Below are 16601 nucleotides of genomic sequence, written 5' to 3'. Positions count from 1 at the left end.
AGATATCTCAAAAAGATTATTAGTAAGTCATTTGACGATTATTTCAAAAAATATCTGCAACAAGTCTGTTTGCCAGTAGGGTAGTAAAATTGCTTTCTGGTAGTTGATATTTTTGAAATTGTTTGATTTTGAAAACAAGTTGGATCTGCGATCGCCAGTGTAAATCTGCCTTTATACCAATTTAGAATCCCCTACCGTATCTTGTCGGTCAAAATTCCCTGGCACTTTCAGCAGCCTGTCTCAATGCTAAAAAAGCTTCTTTTAGAGGTTGGCTAACGGCACTGTCTGGTTCTGTTAGCACTAGCTGTTGGTAGGCTGACAAAAATTGCGATCGTAGTCGATGGAACAAATGCAGAAAGTGACGTACAAAGCTGATACAATCCAAAACCACAATCTCTATACCATCTGTACGGTCGTACATAATTGAAGCATATTCCTGAATACCTTCTTCTATCGCATCCGTCGTGATAAAAATATAGTTGTCAACCCGCTTGCCTGTGCTGTTGATTTTTTGCAAAGCACGGTCAATATCTGCTAACGTGACGCGTCGGGTCTTCATTTCATAGCTGGTAATCACCTTCTCATCATCAACTAAAGTAATTTCCAAATCTCCCAAAGCACCTGTCTGCTCGTCTGCTGCATTGTGGGATTCTAGAGGTAAAAAACGCTCCCCAATATATTGTTCTGCTACTTGATAGGCAGCAGCAACAATTAGTACAGGAAGGCGGCTTGAACCTCGGCAAGCCAAATGCTGTTTCAGGAGTGTGATAATTTCTTCTGCTGACAAAGGTATTGCATCTTCCGACTTCTTCAGGTCGGCTAGTAGTGTTTCCATACGTTGCCGCTTCTCGTTCCGAGCAATAATTAGACAGCGAATGGTTTGGGCTAGCAGTTCTTCAGCAGTTATTCTGCCTTGATGAACATCATCAAGTAATTGCAGCGCGGCTTCGTAGAGTTTGGGCGGTCGTCCCACCAGATTGACTGCTGGAGTTAAGGTGATGTTACGGTTCCGCAGGGCAGGGGTGAGGAACGCGGTAGTGGGATTACAGGGCAATTCGTGCTTGTTAATGAATGCTGTGATGTAACTTTCATCGTAGTATCGTCCAGAGTAAGCATCTGGTGTGCCTATTTCGGTGTAAGGCTTGCGGATATCAACATTCCCACGGTGAATTGCTGCCAAAGAGCAGGCCAGCAACAAACGAACTACAGCACGATTGCCTACATAGCGCGATACATAGTCAATTTTTTCGGCAATGCTGGGGTTGGTGACAATCGGTTGTGCTATCGATGCTTCGGCTTTTTGTAAAGCTACATCAAGGATAGCTGCTGGGGTTGTGGACATGGAGCGATTTCTTCAACAGTAAGTGTGGAGGCTTGAGGGTCATAATTGAGCCAAAGTACTTCTTGCCGTAACTGCTTGATGGAATGGCAGTGTTTCATGGGCGCTTTAATGCAGTTCCAGTCACCGTAAAGTTCCTGCATCAAGGAACAATCATAGCCTGAAAGGGCAACTTTACCTTTGACTGAACGCAAAACATCAGCTAGTTGCCGATGCTGGTCGTCGGTCATTTCATAAGCGTAAGCCTTGCTATCCCCACGGGAATCGTGCGGGTAGGGAGGGTCACAGTAAAATAATGTTTCTGGACTATCGTAGCGTCGAATAATATCAATTGCTCGGTCGTTCTCAATTTGCACGCGTAGCAACCGTTGCACGATTTCGGGCAGATCCTCAACACTGCCTAGCCACCGAGAAACTGCACCAGCCATTCCAGCGCGGCTAGTAAGTTTGCAGTGCGCCCATCGTCCAACACTGGCGGTTTGTGCCAAGCCTGTTCTCACCTGTCGCGCCCGGACAAAAAATCGTCTAGCCCTTTCCAGGTCTGGCAAACTCTCTTCTTCTTTGGCAATAGCAATCCGAAATTCTTCACGCGAAAATGGGGTTAACCCAATCGCCTCGATGAGTTGGTCTTTTTGGTCGCGTAGTACGCGAAAAAAGTTGACTACCTGGCCATCAATATCATTGTAGGTTTCCACAGGCGAAGGCTCCCGGTTCAATAACACGGCTGCTGAACCACCAAAAGGTTCGCAGTAGTGGGTCGTTTTTGACAACAAGGGTAAAAGCCAATCTAAATGACTGTACTTGCCGCCATACCAACCAAATGCAATTTTCTTTGCCATGAAAGCCAACCTCAAAGGGATTGCTTTACCCGAAACCGAGGATAAGGGTAAAACGCAATTTATTATATAGTGTCGAGAAATAAAGTATAAACAAACAAAAATACTTGCATTATTTTTTCAGAGAATAATCTATCATTCTTTTTCGGTAAGGCGATCGCCAACAGTATTAGATACGTGTAATTTCAGGCAAAATAGTCTGCAAAAGCCTATCCTGTCTGAGTTTTAGCAATTCTTCTCCAGCCTAACCACAGAGAACAGTACATACTCTGTGCTAGCAAACATATTAAATATATAGACTTAAGCCGATGCTTGCTTCATATTTATGGGAGCTTTAATTATGGAATTGAACACAAGAAGAAACTAAGCAACAAGATTTGATTACCTGCTAAAAGCTGATGTATAAGAGTTTCAGATAATTATTCTTTCGCAATCTACTTGCTCGGTCGCGGCTAAAGCTACCTTATTAAGTGCGTTCCAAACATAACAAACTCCTTGCCGCAGAGTATCGAATACTACAAGCGATCACAGAAAATTAACGTGGAGCTAGTGAGGCTGTCACCAGGGGCAAACAAACCATATAGTTTGAATAAATTTCAAGATAATCATCTGTAAAAATCTGGAGTTTTCACTGCTTACTAATTCTCCAATGTGTACCTGTATAGTTTTTTCCTATGTTAGGAGCTAATTTAACAGAGCCGTCCTCTGTTACACCGTCTAACCATTTTGATTTTCCCTGATTATCTAAGGCAACTACTCCATCACTAAGTGTCTTGATTCTCCAATGTGTACCTGTATAGGGACTTTCTGTGCTAGGAGCTAATTTAACAGAGCCGTCCACTGTTACACCGTCTAACCATTTTGAATTATTATTAATTACTCCCTGATTTTCTAAGGCAACTTCTTGATCACTAATAACCTGTATCTTCCATTTAGCATGAGCATCAATATTAGAAGCTAAACTTACATTATTATTTATGTCAGAAATTAACCATTTTAAACCAGTAGGCGATTTTCCTAGACATTCTAATGAAATAACATTACCATCTTGTGGAAGTGAAGAAGTTAATTTACTGCTCTGAATAAACGAGACAAACCCTGCTAAACCAATTATAACAATTACACTATATCTAATGAATTTGTTTTTAGCAAGTTGAATAAAGGTATTAACGTTGACACTAGGAGCAGGACTAGACGATAGAAAAGTTGGCTGCTGATTATTGGTGAAATTCTGACTTAACCTCTGATTACAATTGAGTTTGGCTGCAATTTCACTTAAAATGGTCGCATAATTTCCGTGGCGAAAAACCGGAGATAGTTCCTTACAACAAAGCTTGCAAAGAGCTTCTTGTTCACCTATTTCATTCAAATGCCTAATAAGTAGTAGAAAAAAGTCAGAATCCGAAGAATCTCTGATAAATGAAAGTCGCTTGGGGTCGATTCCAATGCTAAAACATAGTGCTTCTCGTGTTCTTGATTGTTGGCTACGCAGTAAAAGATTTATTAATGTGTCTATATCAGTTTCGTCTAAAAAAAATTGAGTTGACATACTTTTAACTCTTCGCACTAGTTACAATTAAGTTTGGATTTAAGATTTTTCAAATCAGCCGAGTACTTCCCTCTTTGAAACACAACTTCAAGTTCGGAGCAGATTTTCCCAAGAGCTTGTTTATCATCGGTAGTATACAAATAGTCAATTAGCTCTAAGGCAAAGTCAGCATCGGTGGATTGTCTTAAAAATCCAAGTTGATTTGATTCAATTCCAATTCTTATACAAAGTGCTTTTCGTGCCGAATATTCTGCACGTCTACTACGTATTAAGAGTTCTGTAAGTAATTCTTTGTCGGAGTCGTTTAGTTCTTCAGGTGCAGGTTCGTTCGTGATTGGAGGCTGTTCTTCAATAGAAACTGCCTTTTGAATATTTGGCTTCTTCTTGAGAACCGGGGTTAGTTGCTCTGGAATACCTGCCAACCGAATTGCAGCGCAACCTAATTTGTGGGCAAACTCAACAGATCGTCCTGCTCCTAAAGCATCGTAAAAACCCACAGCAAATTCAATTGCTGCTTTATCTCCGATAGCCTTTTTCATGCCAATCACATAATTAATTTGTTGTGCGATCGCAAGAGCTTGCACTTCCGAATAACAGCCATTCAGAACAACACACTCAACTTGCTCTGCAAACAGTTCAAACAGTCCCGCTAAAGCTTCTCCATCGACCAGCTTTGCCGAACCTATTTCATCTTCAAATACTAAACCTTCATCTCCTGTTCCATGCCCAGAAAAATGAACAATAGAAGGATTGTTATCCAGCATAGCCCGCTGGATGTCCCTCGGTCGCACTGCCCACTTCTGTTCTAAGACAAACTGCTCACGCTGTTTGGCTCGCTGCAATCCAGCATCAATTTCACGCACTTCCTCATCCAAACGCAACGGTTTTGTGCCTTGAGGATTTGCTGCCAAAATTAAGATTGTTTGCACCATTTACTAAACTCCAGTTACATAAGTTGAGCAGATTCTCACTCAAATGGCTTTACCAGTAGCAATAACATTCGATTTGGTACTAGCCTCTTATCTTTTTATCTCCCCAGCTTGGGAAACCTTGTTGGTTTCGAGCCATTGCTCGATTAACTCAATTACTATTTGGCTCATCTTCTTACCCCGCATGACACAGGTAGCATGGAACCGTTTCTTTAAGTCATCTGTGATGCTAATGTGCATTGTGTAGATTGATATTATGTATGTAATTCTTACACAAATCTACAAATGTAAAAAAGGCGATTCCGAAAAAATCCAGTTGTTTTGTTGAGAATAATCCGCCATTCTTTCTCGGTAAGGCGATCGCCATCATTGCAGTATCGCTCATCAACTTGGCCTTTTTCTAGTTGACAGTTCAGCTGTGGTTACTCAATTTGAGGTACAATCTTAAGCCTGCCAATAAATGACGATGCTTGCTGACAGGAGATGCTTCTATGGCCCGGATGTATTATGACGAAGATGCCAATTTAGACCTTTTGGCTGGAAAAACTATTGCTATCATCGGCTATGGTTCTCAAGGTCATGCCCACGCTCTCAATCTCAAAGATAGTGGTTTGAATGTGATTGTGGGACTATATCCGGGTAGTAAGTCAGTAGCAAAAGCTGAAGCTGCTGGGTTAACTGTGAAGAATGTTGCAGATGCTGCCAATGCTGCTGACTTTATCATGATTTTGTTACCTGATGAAGTCCAAAAAACTATTTACAAAAACGAGATTGAACCAAATCTCGAAGAAGGGAATGTGTTGGCTTTTGCCCACGGCTTCAATATTCACTTTGGGCAAGTTGTACCACCAGCTAACGTAGATGTGGTGATGGTAGCACCCAAAGGGCCGGGGCATTTGGTACGCCGGACTTATGAAGGTGGTGAAGGTGTACCAGCCCTGTTTGCAGTTTATCAAGATGCTAGCGGTCAGGCACGCGATCGCGCCATGTCTTACGCTAAAGGTATCGGTGGAACTCGCGCTGGTGTTCTCGAAACTACTTTCCGCGAAGAAACCGAAACAGATTTATTTGGCGAACAAGCGGTATTGTGCGGTGGTTTGAGTGCTTTAATCAAAGCCGGATTTGAAACTTTGGTAGAAGCTGGTTATCAACCAGAATTGGCTTATTTTGAATGTCTGCATGAAGTCAAGCTGATTGTTGACTTGGTTGTAGAAGGCGGTTTAGCTAAAATGCGCGACAGCATTTCTAACACTGCTGAGTATGGCGATTATACTCGTGGGCCGCGGATTGTGACTGAACAAACCAAAGCTGAAATGCAGAAGATTCTTAGCGAAATTCAATCTGGACAATTTGCACGAGAATTCGTTTTAGAAAACCAATCTGGTAAACCAGGATTTACCGCCATGCGTCGCAAAGAAGCTGAACACAAAATTGAAGAAGTCGGCAAAGATTTACGCGCTATGTTTAGCTGGTTGAAAAAAGCTTAAGCAAAACAGAAAGCCAAAGAACTGAAATACATTCCACACTCACCGCTTGTAGTGAGTGTGGGCTTCTCAAGATAATGTCTGTGACGACTCTCACCGCTAACTGCTTTTCAGTTAGCGGGAGCATCTAGCTTCGCAACTAGAGTTTACTGATTCACAGGACTAGTAACCTAGTATCCTCCACAGTCTGCAACGATGCGTCCACACCGCCGTTTTGTACAAGAAACCAAAGTTTTGTACAACCCAAGGCAACTGATTTTACGCACCCAACCTGACAGATAAAATCTGTACTTTTGGATGCAACCCCATATCAGTTTTCAAGGTTCAGTCTGTTGGCTTGGGCTTTTGTTTTCCGGTCTTGTCTGCGACACGCTGCGCGAACGACTCCAACAGTAGACTACTGACTCGAGCTGCTTAATTATACCCCGAAATGCTTACCATACAAAGGTTTTAGTTTATGAAGATTAGAAAAAGATTGGTAAATATAAGGGTATCGAACCCTTATATTTACCCCTCCTATCCCCCATCCCGCCAATCGGAGTACCGATGTGGCGGGAGTACCCCGGAGGTTTGAGATGGGATGTTCATGAATTGTTAGCTGATAAATTACCACCCCATTGTTCCAGGGCTACCTTTAAATGGCCCGACAATATCAGCAGTAATCCATCCCCCGTAAAAATCGCCAGGTTGAGACATAACTAGCTCATCATTTACATAGCAAGCATCCATTAAACTAGGGTAAAAAGCGTAGTATTCTTGAATCGTTACAAAATCAGGTGTGGGTTCAATATATCGCCAAGCAGCGTTATTTATATACTTTTCACCGATGCTGATATCATAATATTGACACTTACCTTTCCATTCACACCAAGTTTTTTTAGGTGTTTCAATGAGATATTCTAGTTTAATATCTTCTGAAGGAAGGTAATAAACCGGAGGATGGCTAGTTTCTAAAACTCTTTTAGCTTTAATTGTTTCTGCTAAAACAGTACCATTACAAATTATCCGAATTGATTTGTTGCTATCTTCTAAACGAGCCGGACGAGGATAATCCCAAACTGATTCTTGACCTGGTTTTGGTACGATTGGATTTGGCCTCATTCTCAGTAATCTCCTTTGAAATCTTGAGCAATTCTAAAACCAGCGTGTTGATAAAAGTAAGGACGAAACCAGTTGCGATAGGTTGGTAATGCCATTGAACCGTTAGTAGCCCAAGAACCGCCAAGCATCATCTGATGTTTATCATCAAAAAACGGTGCTGCTTGATCTTTGTAAAGCGGATGAGGTTGAAATCCTGGTAGGGGGTTGAATGTGTCCGCTAACCATTCCCAGACGTTTCCTCTAAGATCGTAAAGTCCAGAAGCACTATTAGCTGGTTTGAACATTCCCACCGGGCTAGGGGAAATGAATTGTAAGTTGAGATTATAGTTACTTGATAACTGGTTATCCTCAGAGGTAAGTAAGGCTTGATTCCATTCAGCTTCAGTCATCAAGCGCATGTCTGAGCCTTGAAAACGACAAAATGCGATCGCTTCGTAGTAATTTACTTCTACAGGCCAGTCTAAGGGTAAGTCTATTTTGTCGAATGTGGCTCGATAGCGATAACCATCCGGGAAGGGTATCCAGAATTTGGGATGTTGGACGTTGTAGAGTTGCTTCCAGTCCCAAGATTCAGCATTCCAGTAATCTGGATTGTTGTAACCACCAGCTTGAACAAATTTCAGATATTCGCCGTTAGTGATGAGATATTGACTAGCTAAAAATGGTTTCACTTCAACAGTGCGATCGCCATATTCGCTATCCCAACCATAAGTAAGATCATCCTTGGGTTTTCCTAGTTTTACCATACCACCTGAAACCCGCCGCATTGCATTGTTGGGAATGTTACCCTTACTAGGTGCGTAATCCCAACCTTGGGGACGTTTTAGGCGATTAGTAGGTAACTGACGCACCAGCATCGAAGAGGTTTCAAAGTGAATCCGACTATGTTCTATTCCCATCAGCAAAGCCCAGAAGGGATGCTGTTGATGAATTAGGAGATCCAGGGGAGTCTTTTGAATAACTTTTGTAATTGCTTCTCGCGCCTTATCTCGATATTGCCAAACTTTTTCTACATCAGGCCAGCTAACCCCTTGCATAGCTGCGTCGAGTTCTGTCGGTGTTTGAGGATCAACTCCGATTTCAAATAGGGTTTCGTATTGCGAATTAATTCCAGCTTTGATTAAACCAACGCGAATTAATTTGTTGATAAAGAAAACAGCTGAGTGACCAAGATAAAAAATTAGACGGTTTCTTAAAGGATCGGGGTTAAGATAAAAAGTTTCTTCCCCGACCAAACTTTTCATGAGTGTTTCTTCAAGTTCCCAAGAATTCTCAAAGTAATTGAGCAGGCTTTGTGAACTGCAATCATTGAGTGTGGGCACTTGCGTTGATGTCAGTTTATTTATCGTTGGAACTAAAGCCATGATATTTTTGACAGAACATTCATCAGACAAATTCATAAGTTACAACTTATTACAAAAAAATGTTGTTAATTACGTTTTGTCTTGTGTCGTTATGATCAGACAATTTACTAAATTTGTAAATAGATAAAAGGTGTAGTTAAAATTACTCTAATTACGACTTGTCAAAATAATATAAATAATGTATAAACTTTGAAAAAGTATAGGTGAGTTAAAACACTTATTAACTGTCTTATTGCTATCAAGTTAAGATTGTAATTAATTAGAGAAGCATACGGCGATGCCTTCACAGTAGGCATCGCGGATTTTAGATTTTATCTAATCTAAAATCCCAAATCGAGTTAGCGATTCACCGCCGCAGCTTCCCTTGCTGCTGCTGCTTGATCTGGGTGGATACCCAAGCGAGTGAGATTAATCCGACCTTTGTTATCAATTTCGCGCACTTTGATAATCACTTCGTCGCCCACTGCGACTTCATCCTCAACTTTGCCAACGCGGTAGTCAGCTAGTTGTGAGATGTGGATCATCCCTTCTTTTCCAGGCAGAAATTCCACAAATGCACCTATCGGGATAATCCGAGTGATGCGTCCTGCGTAGACATCCCCTTCGTGTAACTTGCGGGTCATGCCTTGGATGATGTTTCTGGCTCTCTTCGCCTTATTCTCATCCACAGCCGAAATGGTCACGGTGCCATCATCTTCGATGTCAATTTTTGCACCCGTTTCTTCTGTAATCCCCTTAATAGTCTTGCCTCCAGGCCCAATTACCAGACCAATCATGTCTGAATCAATCTTGATTGTTAACAGACGTGGAGCATAAGGTGAGGTTTCAGTCCGTGGCGTGTCAATGCACGCAAGCATTTTCTCTAGAATGTGCAACCGGGCTGATTTTGCTTGGTGAACGGCTTGGGAAATAACCTCCAACGACAAACCGGAGATTTTCATATCCATTTGCAAGGCGGTAATCCCGACATCCGTTCCGGCAACTTTGAAGTCCATGTCGCCCAAAAAGTCTTCAATGCCCTGAATATCGGTGAGGACTCGCACTTCGTCCCCTTCCTTAATCAGACCCATTGCTGCGCCACTGACGGGTTTGATAATTGGTACACCAGCATCCATCAGAGCTAAGGTGGAACCGCAGACTGAACCCATTGAAGTCGAACCGTTGGAGGAAAGTACTTCCGAGACGATGCGAATTACGTAGGGAAATTGTTCTTTTGACGGGATTACAGGTAGTAGCGCTCGTTCTGCTAATGCGCCGTGACCAATTTCGCGCCTTCCTGGGGCCCGCATTGGCTTGGTTTCCCCGACTGAGAAAGGCGGGAAGTTGTAATGATGCAGATAACGTTTGTGTTGATCTAGCTGCATGTCATCGTTGAGGTTTTGGGCATCCCCAGGTGTACCCAGAGTACAAGTGGATAATACCTGAGTTAGTCCCCGGTTAAATAAACCACTCCCGTGGACTCGTTTTGGTAAAACATCAACTAAACAAGAAACAGGTCGCACTTCATCAAGTTTACGACCATCAACGCGAACGTTATCTTCGACGATTTGCCGCCGCATGAAGTATTTGGTAATATCTTTAAAAGTGTTACCAAGTGCCTTGCTATTTGCAGTTGCAGCAACTCGAATTGGATCTTCTTCTGGCAGTTCGGCGATCGCTGTAGCAATTTCATCCTTGACGACATCTAAAGCGGCATCGCGTTCGGGTTTGGTGAAAGTAAATTGAGACAGGATTTTCTTAATTTCACCACTAGCGCGATCGCGGATATAATTTTCTAGCGTCTGGTCTGCTTCTGGTGGTGCTTCTTGCACTATTACTAGACCCAGTTCTGCTACTAAATCTTGCTGCGCTTTGATTAAGTCCCGTACTGCTTCATAACCAAAGTCAATCGCCTCGATAATATCTCGCTCTGGCAATTGATTGGCTCCCGCCTCCACCATGATTACGCCATGTGGTGAACCTGCTACTACTAGATCCAAGTCTCCGGCTTCAATTTCTGCATAAGTAGGGTTAATGATAAAATCATCTCCCACTAAACCAACCCGCACTGCTGCCATTGGCCCATTAAAAGGAATCTGGGCAATTAAAGTAGCGATGGAAGCGCCTGTAACTGCTAGCACATCGGGTGGAACTAACTCGTCCATCGACATCGTTAAGGCAATAATTTGCAGGTCATCCCGTAGCCATGAAGGGAACAGGGGACGCATGGGGCGGTCTATAAGACGGCTGGTGAGAATTGTTTTTTCTGGTGGACGACCTTCTCGGCGCATGATCCCTCCGGGAATCCTACCAGCGGCATATAGCCTTTCTTCATAATCTACTGTCAGGGGAAGAAAATCAATGCCTTCTCTGGCTTGCGATCGCGTAGCCGTTACTAAAACGGATGTGTCCCCTGATTCTATCAAAACCGACCCACCAGCCTGGGGAGCTAGTAGGCCTACTTTCAGTCGAATATCCCTTCCATCGAAGGATATTGACTTATCAACTTCTGCCATTCAGTTTTTTTTCCTTCTCTTTCGCTATTCTCTTTCTGTGGCAATCCTAACATTTATGCACTATGACTGACTTCTAGTACATACAAAGATAGATAAGTAGTTCAACCCAAAGCACGATACATCATCAGCGCGTCTACCGTTTGTTCATCCTCTAGCTTCGCCGCACACGGAATGCGCCCAATAATCTCAAATCCTAACGACTGCCAAAGTGTAAATGAAGGTATATTAGTTTCAAAGACCAAATTGAACATTACTGCTTCATAGCCCAGGTTTGCTGCTATTAAGAGCATCGCTTCTCCCATGAACCGCCCGATCCCCTGACCACGTAACCCAGGTTGTACAATAAAACCAGCGTTGCAAATATGGCAACACCGACCGGGGAAGTTTGGTTTTAAATAAAACGCCCCTAATATTTCTTTTGGTTTGTGTGTAGCATCCTGAACAGATGTCCTGACAACAAAGGCATCTTTACTCAACCAGTAAGCTGAAAATTCTGCCTGAGATAGAGGTTCCTTTTGGGGATAAGTTTTGCCCTCAACAATTACAACATTGAGTAATGCTCTTACAACCTCCTGTTCTTGAGGATGCATATAATCTAGTTCAACTATTATCCCGTTTTTTAAAAATTTAATTAAGGGAAAAATCATTACTAATAATATTAATGTGAAATTAATTATATTATAATTTTTAGCTAAAAACCTTCTTATTAAGAAGATGCAAAAAGTAGAATAATTGCGGTTTTGATTCTTGAAATTTGGGAAATCTGAGTAGTTAGAAAATGGCGATTTTACATTGTAATTGGTTACTAAAAAATCAAAATGGTTGTTTATTTATTTGGGGAGAAACTTGGCGATCGCCACGAGTGAATTTCGAGCCTAATGGTTCTGGAAATATACCACTAAATCCATTGGCGATGACATCAGTTGAGTTGAATGAGTGGTTGCGTTTGCAGAACATGGCGATTACCAACTTCATGCAGCAACCCCAAGTTGCGATGCCTGCGGCAAGCAAAGCGATCGCTACAACTGGACGAACGCGCAAAGCTGCCACTACTACTGAGATCAGTTTACCAACGTATTCGCAAATTATTGCCTTACCAACTTATATTCCAGAAGGCAGTAACGAAGAAACAACAGCGATCCCTGTACATTCTGCCAGTTTGGAACTAAACACAGACTCTCCGCAATATTTGCAACCGTGGCGAGTTGAAGGTTTTTGTCTTAACCCCAGCGAAGCAGTAAAATTTCTCGCTGCTATTCCCTTAAATGCGACTAACGGAGAAGATGCCTTTTTAGGAGGAGATTTACGTTTTTGGTCGCAAGTTGCCCGATGGAGTTTAGATTTAATCTCACGGTGCAAGTTTTTACCAACAATTGACCGACAAGCAGATGCTGCATTTGCTGCCAAATGGCAAGTACTTCTAGACAGTGCTGTAGATGGAACCCGTCTAGAAAGATTTTCTGCAAATATGCCGTTGGTTTGTCGGACTTATCAAGAGGGACTGGGGACTGGGGACTGGGGACTGGGGACTGGGGAGGAGTTTTCCCAATCCCTAATCCCTAATCCCCAATCCCTACTTTATGTAGACTTCCCTACCGAACCTCAAGAATTGTTGCTGGGATTTCTCAACAGTACGATAGATGCCCAAGTGCGAGGAATGGTGGGTTCTCAACCTCCAATTGAAGCTAAAGCGATCGCATCTTTACCAGGTGGGGTGCGACAATGGTTGCAAGCTTTAACTAATGTATCTGATACAGTTAATGCAGATGCAATTGAAGTGGAACGACTGGAAGCGGCACTGAAAGCTTGGACTATGCCGCTACAATACCAATTAACGCTTAAAACTCTATTTCGTACCTGTTTTCAACTGCGTTCTCCAGAGTCTGGCGAAATAGATTGGACATTGGCGTATTATTTACAAGCGGCAGATGATCCTGATTTTTTGGTCGATGCGGCAACTATTTGGAACAATCCAGTTGAACAATTGGTTTATGAAAATCGGACAATTGAGCAACCACAGGAAACATTTTTGCGCGGTTTGGGGGTAGCTTCTCGATTATATCCAGCGATCGCACCCAGTTTTGAAACCGAATATCCCCAATCTTCTCGGATCACCCCCATGCAAGCTTATGAGTTTATCAAGGCTGTAGCTTGGAGGTTGGAAGACAGTGGTTTAGGAGTAATTTTGCCTTCTAGTTTGGCGAACCGCGAAGGATGGGCGAACCGTTTAGGTTTGAAAATTACTGCTGAAACCCCAAAGAAAAAGCAGGGACGTTTAGGATTGCAAAGTTTGCTAAATTTCCAATGGCAATTGGCAATTGGTGGACAAACTATTTCTAAAGCTGAGTTTGATAAACTTGTGGCTTTAAATAGTCCGCTAGTAGAAATTAACGGCGAGTGGGTGGAATTGCGCCCCCAGGATATCAAAACAGCCCAAACCTTTTTTACCACTCGCAAAGACCAAATGGCGCTTTCCTTAGAAGATGCCTTGCGTTTCAGTACAGGGGATACCCAGGTAATTGAAAAATTACCAGTGGTCAGTTTTGAGGCATCTGGGGCGTTGCAAGAGTTGATTGGGGCGTTAAATAATAATCAAGCGATCGCACCTTTACCGACACCAGCAGCCTTTAAAGGACAGTTGCGGCCTTATCAAGAACGTGGTGCTGCTTGGCTATCTTTCTTGGAACGTTGGGGTTTGGGTGCGTGTCTTGCCGACGATATGGGACTCGGTAAGTGTGTAGCAAATAATACTTTAGTAAATGTAAATGGACTGTTACGCACAGCAGAGACAATCTGGACAACTCACGCTGGAGAAACAGAATTTGACGGCGAGGGATTTTGGGCTAACCCCACAGAGCAATTATTAGTTAATTCCATAGATGAAAAAACTGGCAAAATTGTCCAAGCTAATGTTAGACGCTTGTATCGCCAGCAAGTCCACGAGAAATTACGAAAAATCACCCTAGAAGACGGTAATAATATCACTATTACTCATCGTCATAAATTGTTGACAAATAAAGGTTGGACAAATAACTTACAGGTGGGTGATTACGTTTGTGTCCCAGGTAAAACACTTTGGAATGGAGAATCACAAGATCCTGATTTAGTCAAGTTTCTTGCTTGGCAGATTGCTGAAGGGCATGAACTACCCGATGTGGGAAGAGTGACAATATCCCAAAAAGACACCAAAGTATTAGAGGATCTACTCCAGATTTGCCAACGCATTCAAAACCGCTATAACCTCAAAATTAACAGCCCTAATATCTCTACCTTCCCTAACAGAGTTTCTGCTCTTCGAGTTAACAGCCAAGCCTATCGGGAATTCTTAGAAGCTAAAGGTTATGTTTGGGGGAAACTGTCGGCAGAAAAATCTATTCCGTCCTTCATTATGCAGGCAGACTTGGATAGTGTGCGGATATTTTTACAAAACTATTTTGATGCTGAATCTGCTGTTGTTTTAAGTATGGGGAGTATTGAGATTTCTACAGCTTCAGCCTTACTAATTCAGCAACTTTCTGCACTGTTGCGGCGTTTCGGCATTTGGTTGCGAATATCGCCTAAACAGAAGTGTGCTACTAATGGAACTCGTACTTTACGCACCTACTATATTGGTGTAATTGGAGGAAATTCTGCCCGCAGATTTATCCAAGAAATTGGTTTTAATAACTCAGAGAAACAGAGCAAACTAGAACTAATTTGTCAACTGATCAGCAACACAAATATTGAAGGAATTCCTGCTTCTGATATGGTTGCCCAAACAGTCATAGCAACGGGACTTCCGTTGCGACATTTTGGGATGCACAACACTGTTTATATTAATGGTTCCCAGCAATTTTCTAGAGATAGTTTACAGCGAGTAATAGCTGGAATGAGCCGTATGATTAGTGGAGAAGCCCAAGAACAGTATCAGCTACTAAAACCTTCCAAGTGGACAACTCAAACTTTGTCAGCATATAGCAGCCTAGATGTAGAACAGTTGAGCTTAATAAGACAGTCTTTGCAATGTCTTCTCGACCAAGAGGTATTTTATTGCCGGATAGAATCAATAGAGGACATAGATTACGATGGATGGGTTTATGACTTTGAAGTTAGCGAACATCATAATTTTGTCGCTAACAATATTATTTGCCACAACACTGTCCAATTCATTGCTTTTCTGCTGCACTTGAAAGAACAGGACGTACTAGAAAATCCAACACTGCTAGTTTGTCCAACTTCCGTTTTAGGCAACTGGGAAAGGGAAGTCAATAAATTTGCACCAAGCCTGAAAATTTTGCAATATCACGGTGACAAACGCCCAAAAGGAAAAGCGTTTTTAGAAGCAGTGAAAAAGCACGATTTAATAGTTACCAGCTACTCACTACTTCATCGAGATATCAAGTCATTGCAAAGTGTCTCTTGGCAGATAATTGTTTTAGACGAAGCCCAGAATGTGAAAAACCCAGAGGCGAAGCAGTCAAAAGCAGTCCGGGAATTAGAAGCAACATTTCGCATTGCATTAACGGGGACACCAGTAGAAAATAGACTGCAAGAACTCTGGTCTATTTTGGATTTTCTCAATCCTGGCTATTTAGGCAATAAGCAATTTTTCCAGCGTCGATTTGCCATGCCAATTGAAAAGTATGGTGATACGGCTTCTTTGACTCAGTTACGTTCATTAGTGCAACCATTTATACTGCGGCGATTGAAAAGCGATCGCGACATCATTCAAGATTTACCAGATAAGCAAGAAATGACCGTATTTTGCGGTCTGACTGGTGAACAAGCTGCATTTTATCAACAAGTTGTAGAACAATCTTTAGTAGAGATAGAATCTGCTGAAGGATTGCAACGCCGGGGGATGATTTTAGCTTTGCTAATCAAACTCAAACAAATCTGCAATCACCCAGCCCAATACTTGAAACAAGCGACATTAGAGCAACATAATTCAGCCAAACTTCTGCGGCTAGAAGAAATGTTAGAAGAAGTTTTAGCAGAAGGGGATAGAGCTTTAATTTTCACACAATTTGCTGAGTGGGGTAAGTTACTTAAACCCTATTTAGAAAAACAACTTGGGCGAGAAATATTCTTTTTATATGGCAGCACCAGTAAAAAACAACGTGAGGAAATGATCGACCGTTTTCAACACGATCCTCAAGGGCCACCAATTATGATTCTTTCTCTGAAAGCGGGTGGTGTCGGACTGAATTTAACACGAGCAAATCATGTATTCCACTTTGATAGATGGTGGAATCCAGCCGTGGAGAATCAAGCCACAGATAGAGTATTTCGGATTGGTCAAACCCGGAATGTGCAAGTACATAAATTTGTTTGCACAGGCACTTTAGAAGAAAAAATTCATGACATGATTGAAAGTAAAAAACAGCTAGCTGAACAAGTTGTAGGTGCTGGTGAAGAATGGTTGACAGAACTGGATACAGACCAGCTTCGTAACTTACTAATACTCGATCGCAGTGCAGTAATTGACGATGATGCAGAATAAGTTCGTAGTAAGGACTTTAGTC

Annotated in this window: 11 protein-coding genes; 2 read left to right on the top strand and 9 right to left on the bottom strand. The window is 42.2% G+C overall.

Features of this window, described 5'->3' with window-relative positions; genetic code table 11:
* Positions 1-208: 208 nt before the first annotated feature.
* From CDC33_RS30020 to CDC33_RS39250, 5 genes are all read right to left on the bottom strand, one after another.
* The gene (locus CDC33_RS30020; protein WP_109012024.1) at positions 209-1342 is read right to left on the bottom strand and encodes a restriction endonuclease, SacI family; all 1134 of its coding nucleotides are present in this window, start codon (positions 1340-1342) and stop codon (positions 209-211) included.
* Positions 1309-2178, bottom strand: coding sequence for a DNA adenine methylase (locus CDC33_RS30015; RefSeq protein ID WP_109012023.1), 870 nt, complete (start codon positions 2176-2178; stop codon positions 1309-1311). The genes CDC33_RS30020 and CDC33_RS30015 overlap by 34 nt, the downstream gene beginning before the upstream one ends.
* Before the next feature lie 625 nt (positions 2179-2803).
* Positions 2804-3724 (bottom strand): hypothetical protein, encoded by a 921-nt coding sequence (locus CDC33_RS30010; protein WP_109012022.1) that lies wholly within the window; start codon positions 3722-3724, stop codon positions 2804-2806.
* A gap of 17 nt (positions 3725-3741) precedes the next feature.
* Positions 3742-4656, bottom strand: a complete 915-nt coding sequence (locus CDC33_RS30005; protein ID WP_109012021.1) for a CHAT domain-containing protein — start codon at positions 4654-4656, stop codon at positions 3742-3744.
* Positions 4657-4743: 87 nt separating this feature from the next.
* Entirely contained in the window at positions 4744-4893 is a 150-nt protein-coding gene (locus CDC33_RS39250) for a plasmid partition protein ParG (RefSeq protein WP_181374175.1), read from the bottom strand.
* 251 nt (positions 4894-5144) lie between these two features.
* On the opposite strand from CDC33_RS39250, the gene ilvC reads away from it, so the two are divergent.
* A complete protein-coding gene (gene ilvC, locus CDC33_RS30000; RefSeq protein ID WP_100900363.1) occupies positions 5145-6140 on the top strand; it encodes a ketol-acid reductoisomerase in 996 nt (331 codons plus the stop codon).
* Between the two features lie 603 nt (positions 6141-6743).
* Here the strand turns inward: ilvC and CDC33_RS29995 are convergent.
* The 4 genes from CDC33_RS29995 to CDC33_RS29980 all read right to left on the bottom strand — a co-directional run bounded on the left by CDC33_RS29995 (position 6744) and on the right by CDC33_RS29980 (position 11744).
* Positions 6744-7238 carry a DUF427 domain-containing protein gene (locus tag CDC33_RS29995; protein WP_109012020.1) on the bottom strand — a complete coding sequence of 165 codons (495 nt, stop codon included), beginning with the start codon at positions 7236-7238 and terminating at the stop codon, positions 6744-6746.
* Positions 7239-7240: 2 nt separating this feature from the next.
* On the bottom strand, positions 7241-8602 hold the full coding sequence (ovoA, locus tag CDC33_RS29990) for a 5-histidylcysteine sulfoxide synthase (RefSeq protein WP_109012019.1): 1362 nt from the start codon (positions 8600-8602) through the stop codon (positions 7241-7243).
* A gap of 338 nt (positions 8603-8940) precedes the next feature.
* Positions 8941-11097, bottom strand: a complete 2157-nt coding sequence (locus CDC33_RS29985) for a polyribonucleotide nucleotidyltransferase (protein ID WP_109012018.1) — start codon at positions 11095-11097, stop codon at positions 8941-8943.
* Positions 11098-11198: 101 nt separating this feature from the next.
* Positions 11199-11744 (bottom strand): GNAT family N-acetyltransferase, encoded by a 546-nt coding sequence (locus CDC33_RS29980; protein ID WP_109012017.1) that lies wholly within the window; start codon positions 11742-11744, stop codon positions 11199-11201.
* A gap of 131 nt (positions 11745-11875) precedes the next feature.
* Between CDC33_RS29980 and CDC33_RS29975 the strand changes: the two genes are divergently transcribed.
* Positions 11876-16579 (top strand): sll1366 family intein-prone helicase, encoded by a 4704-nt coding sequence (locus tag CDC33_RS29975; RefSeq protein ID WP_109012016.1) that lies wholly within the window; start codon positions 11876-11878, stop codon positions 16577-16579.
* Positions 16580-16601: the final 22 nt, after the last annotated feature.

It is taken from the genome of Nostoc commune NIES-4072 (assembly GCF_003113895.1).
Taxonomy (GTDB): domain Bacteria; phylum Cyanobacteriota; class Cyanobacteriia; order Cyanobacteriales; family Nostocaceae; genus Nostoc; species Nostoc commune.
The sequence above is the reverse complement of the archived record's forward strand: the minus strand, read 5'-3'. Positions and strand labels throughout refer to the sequence as shown.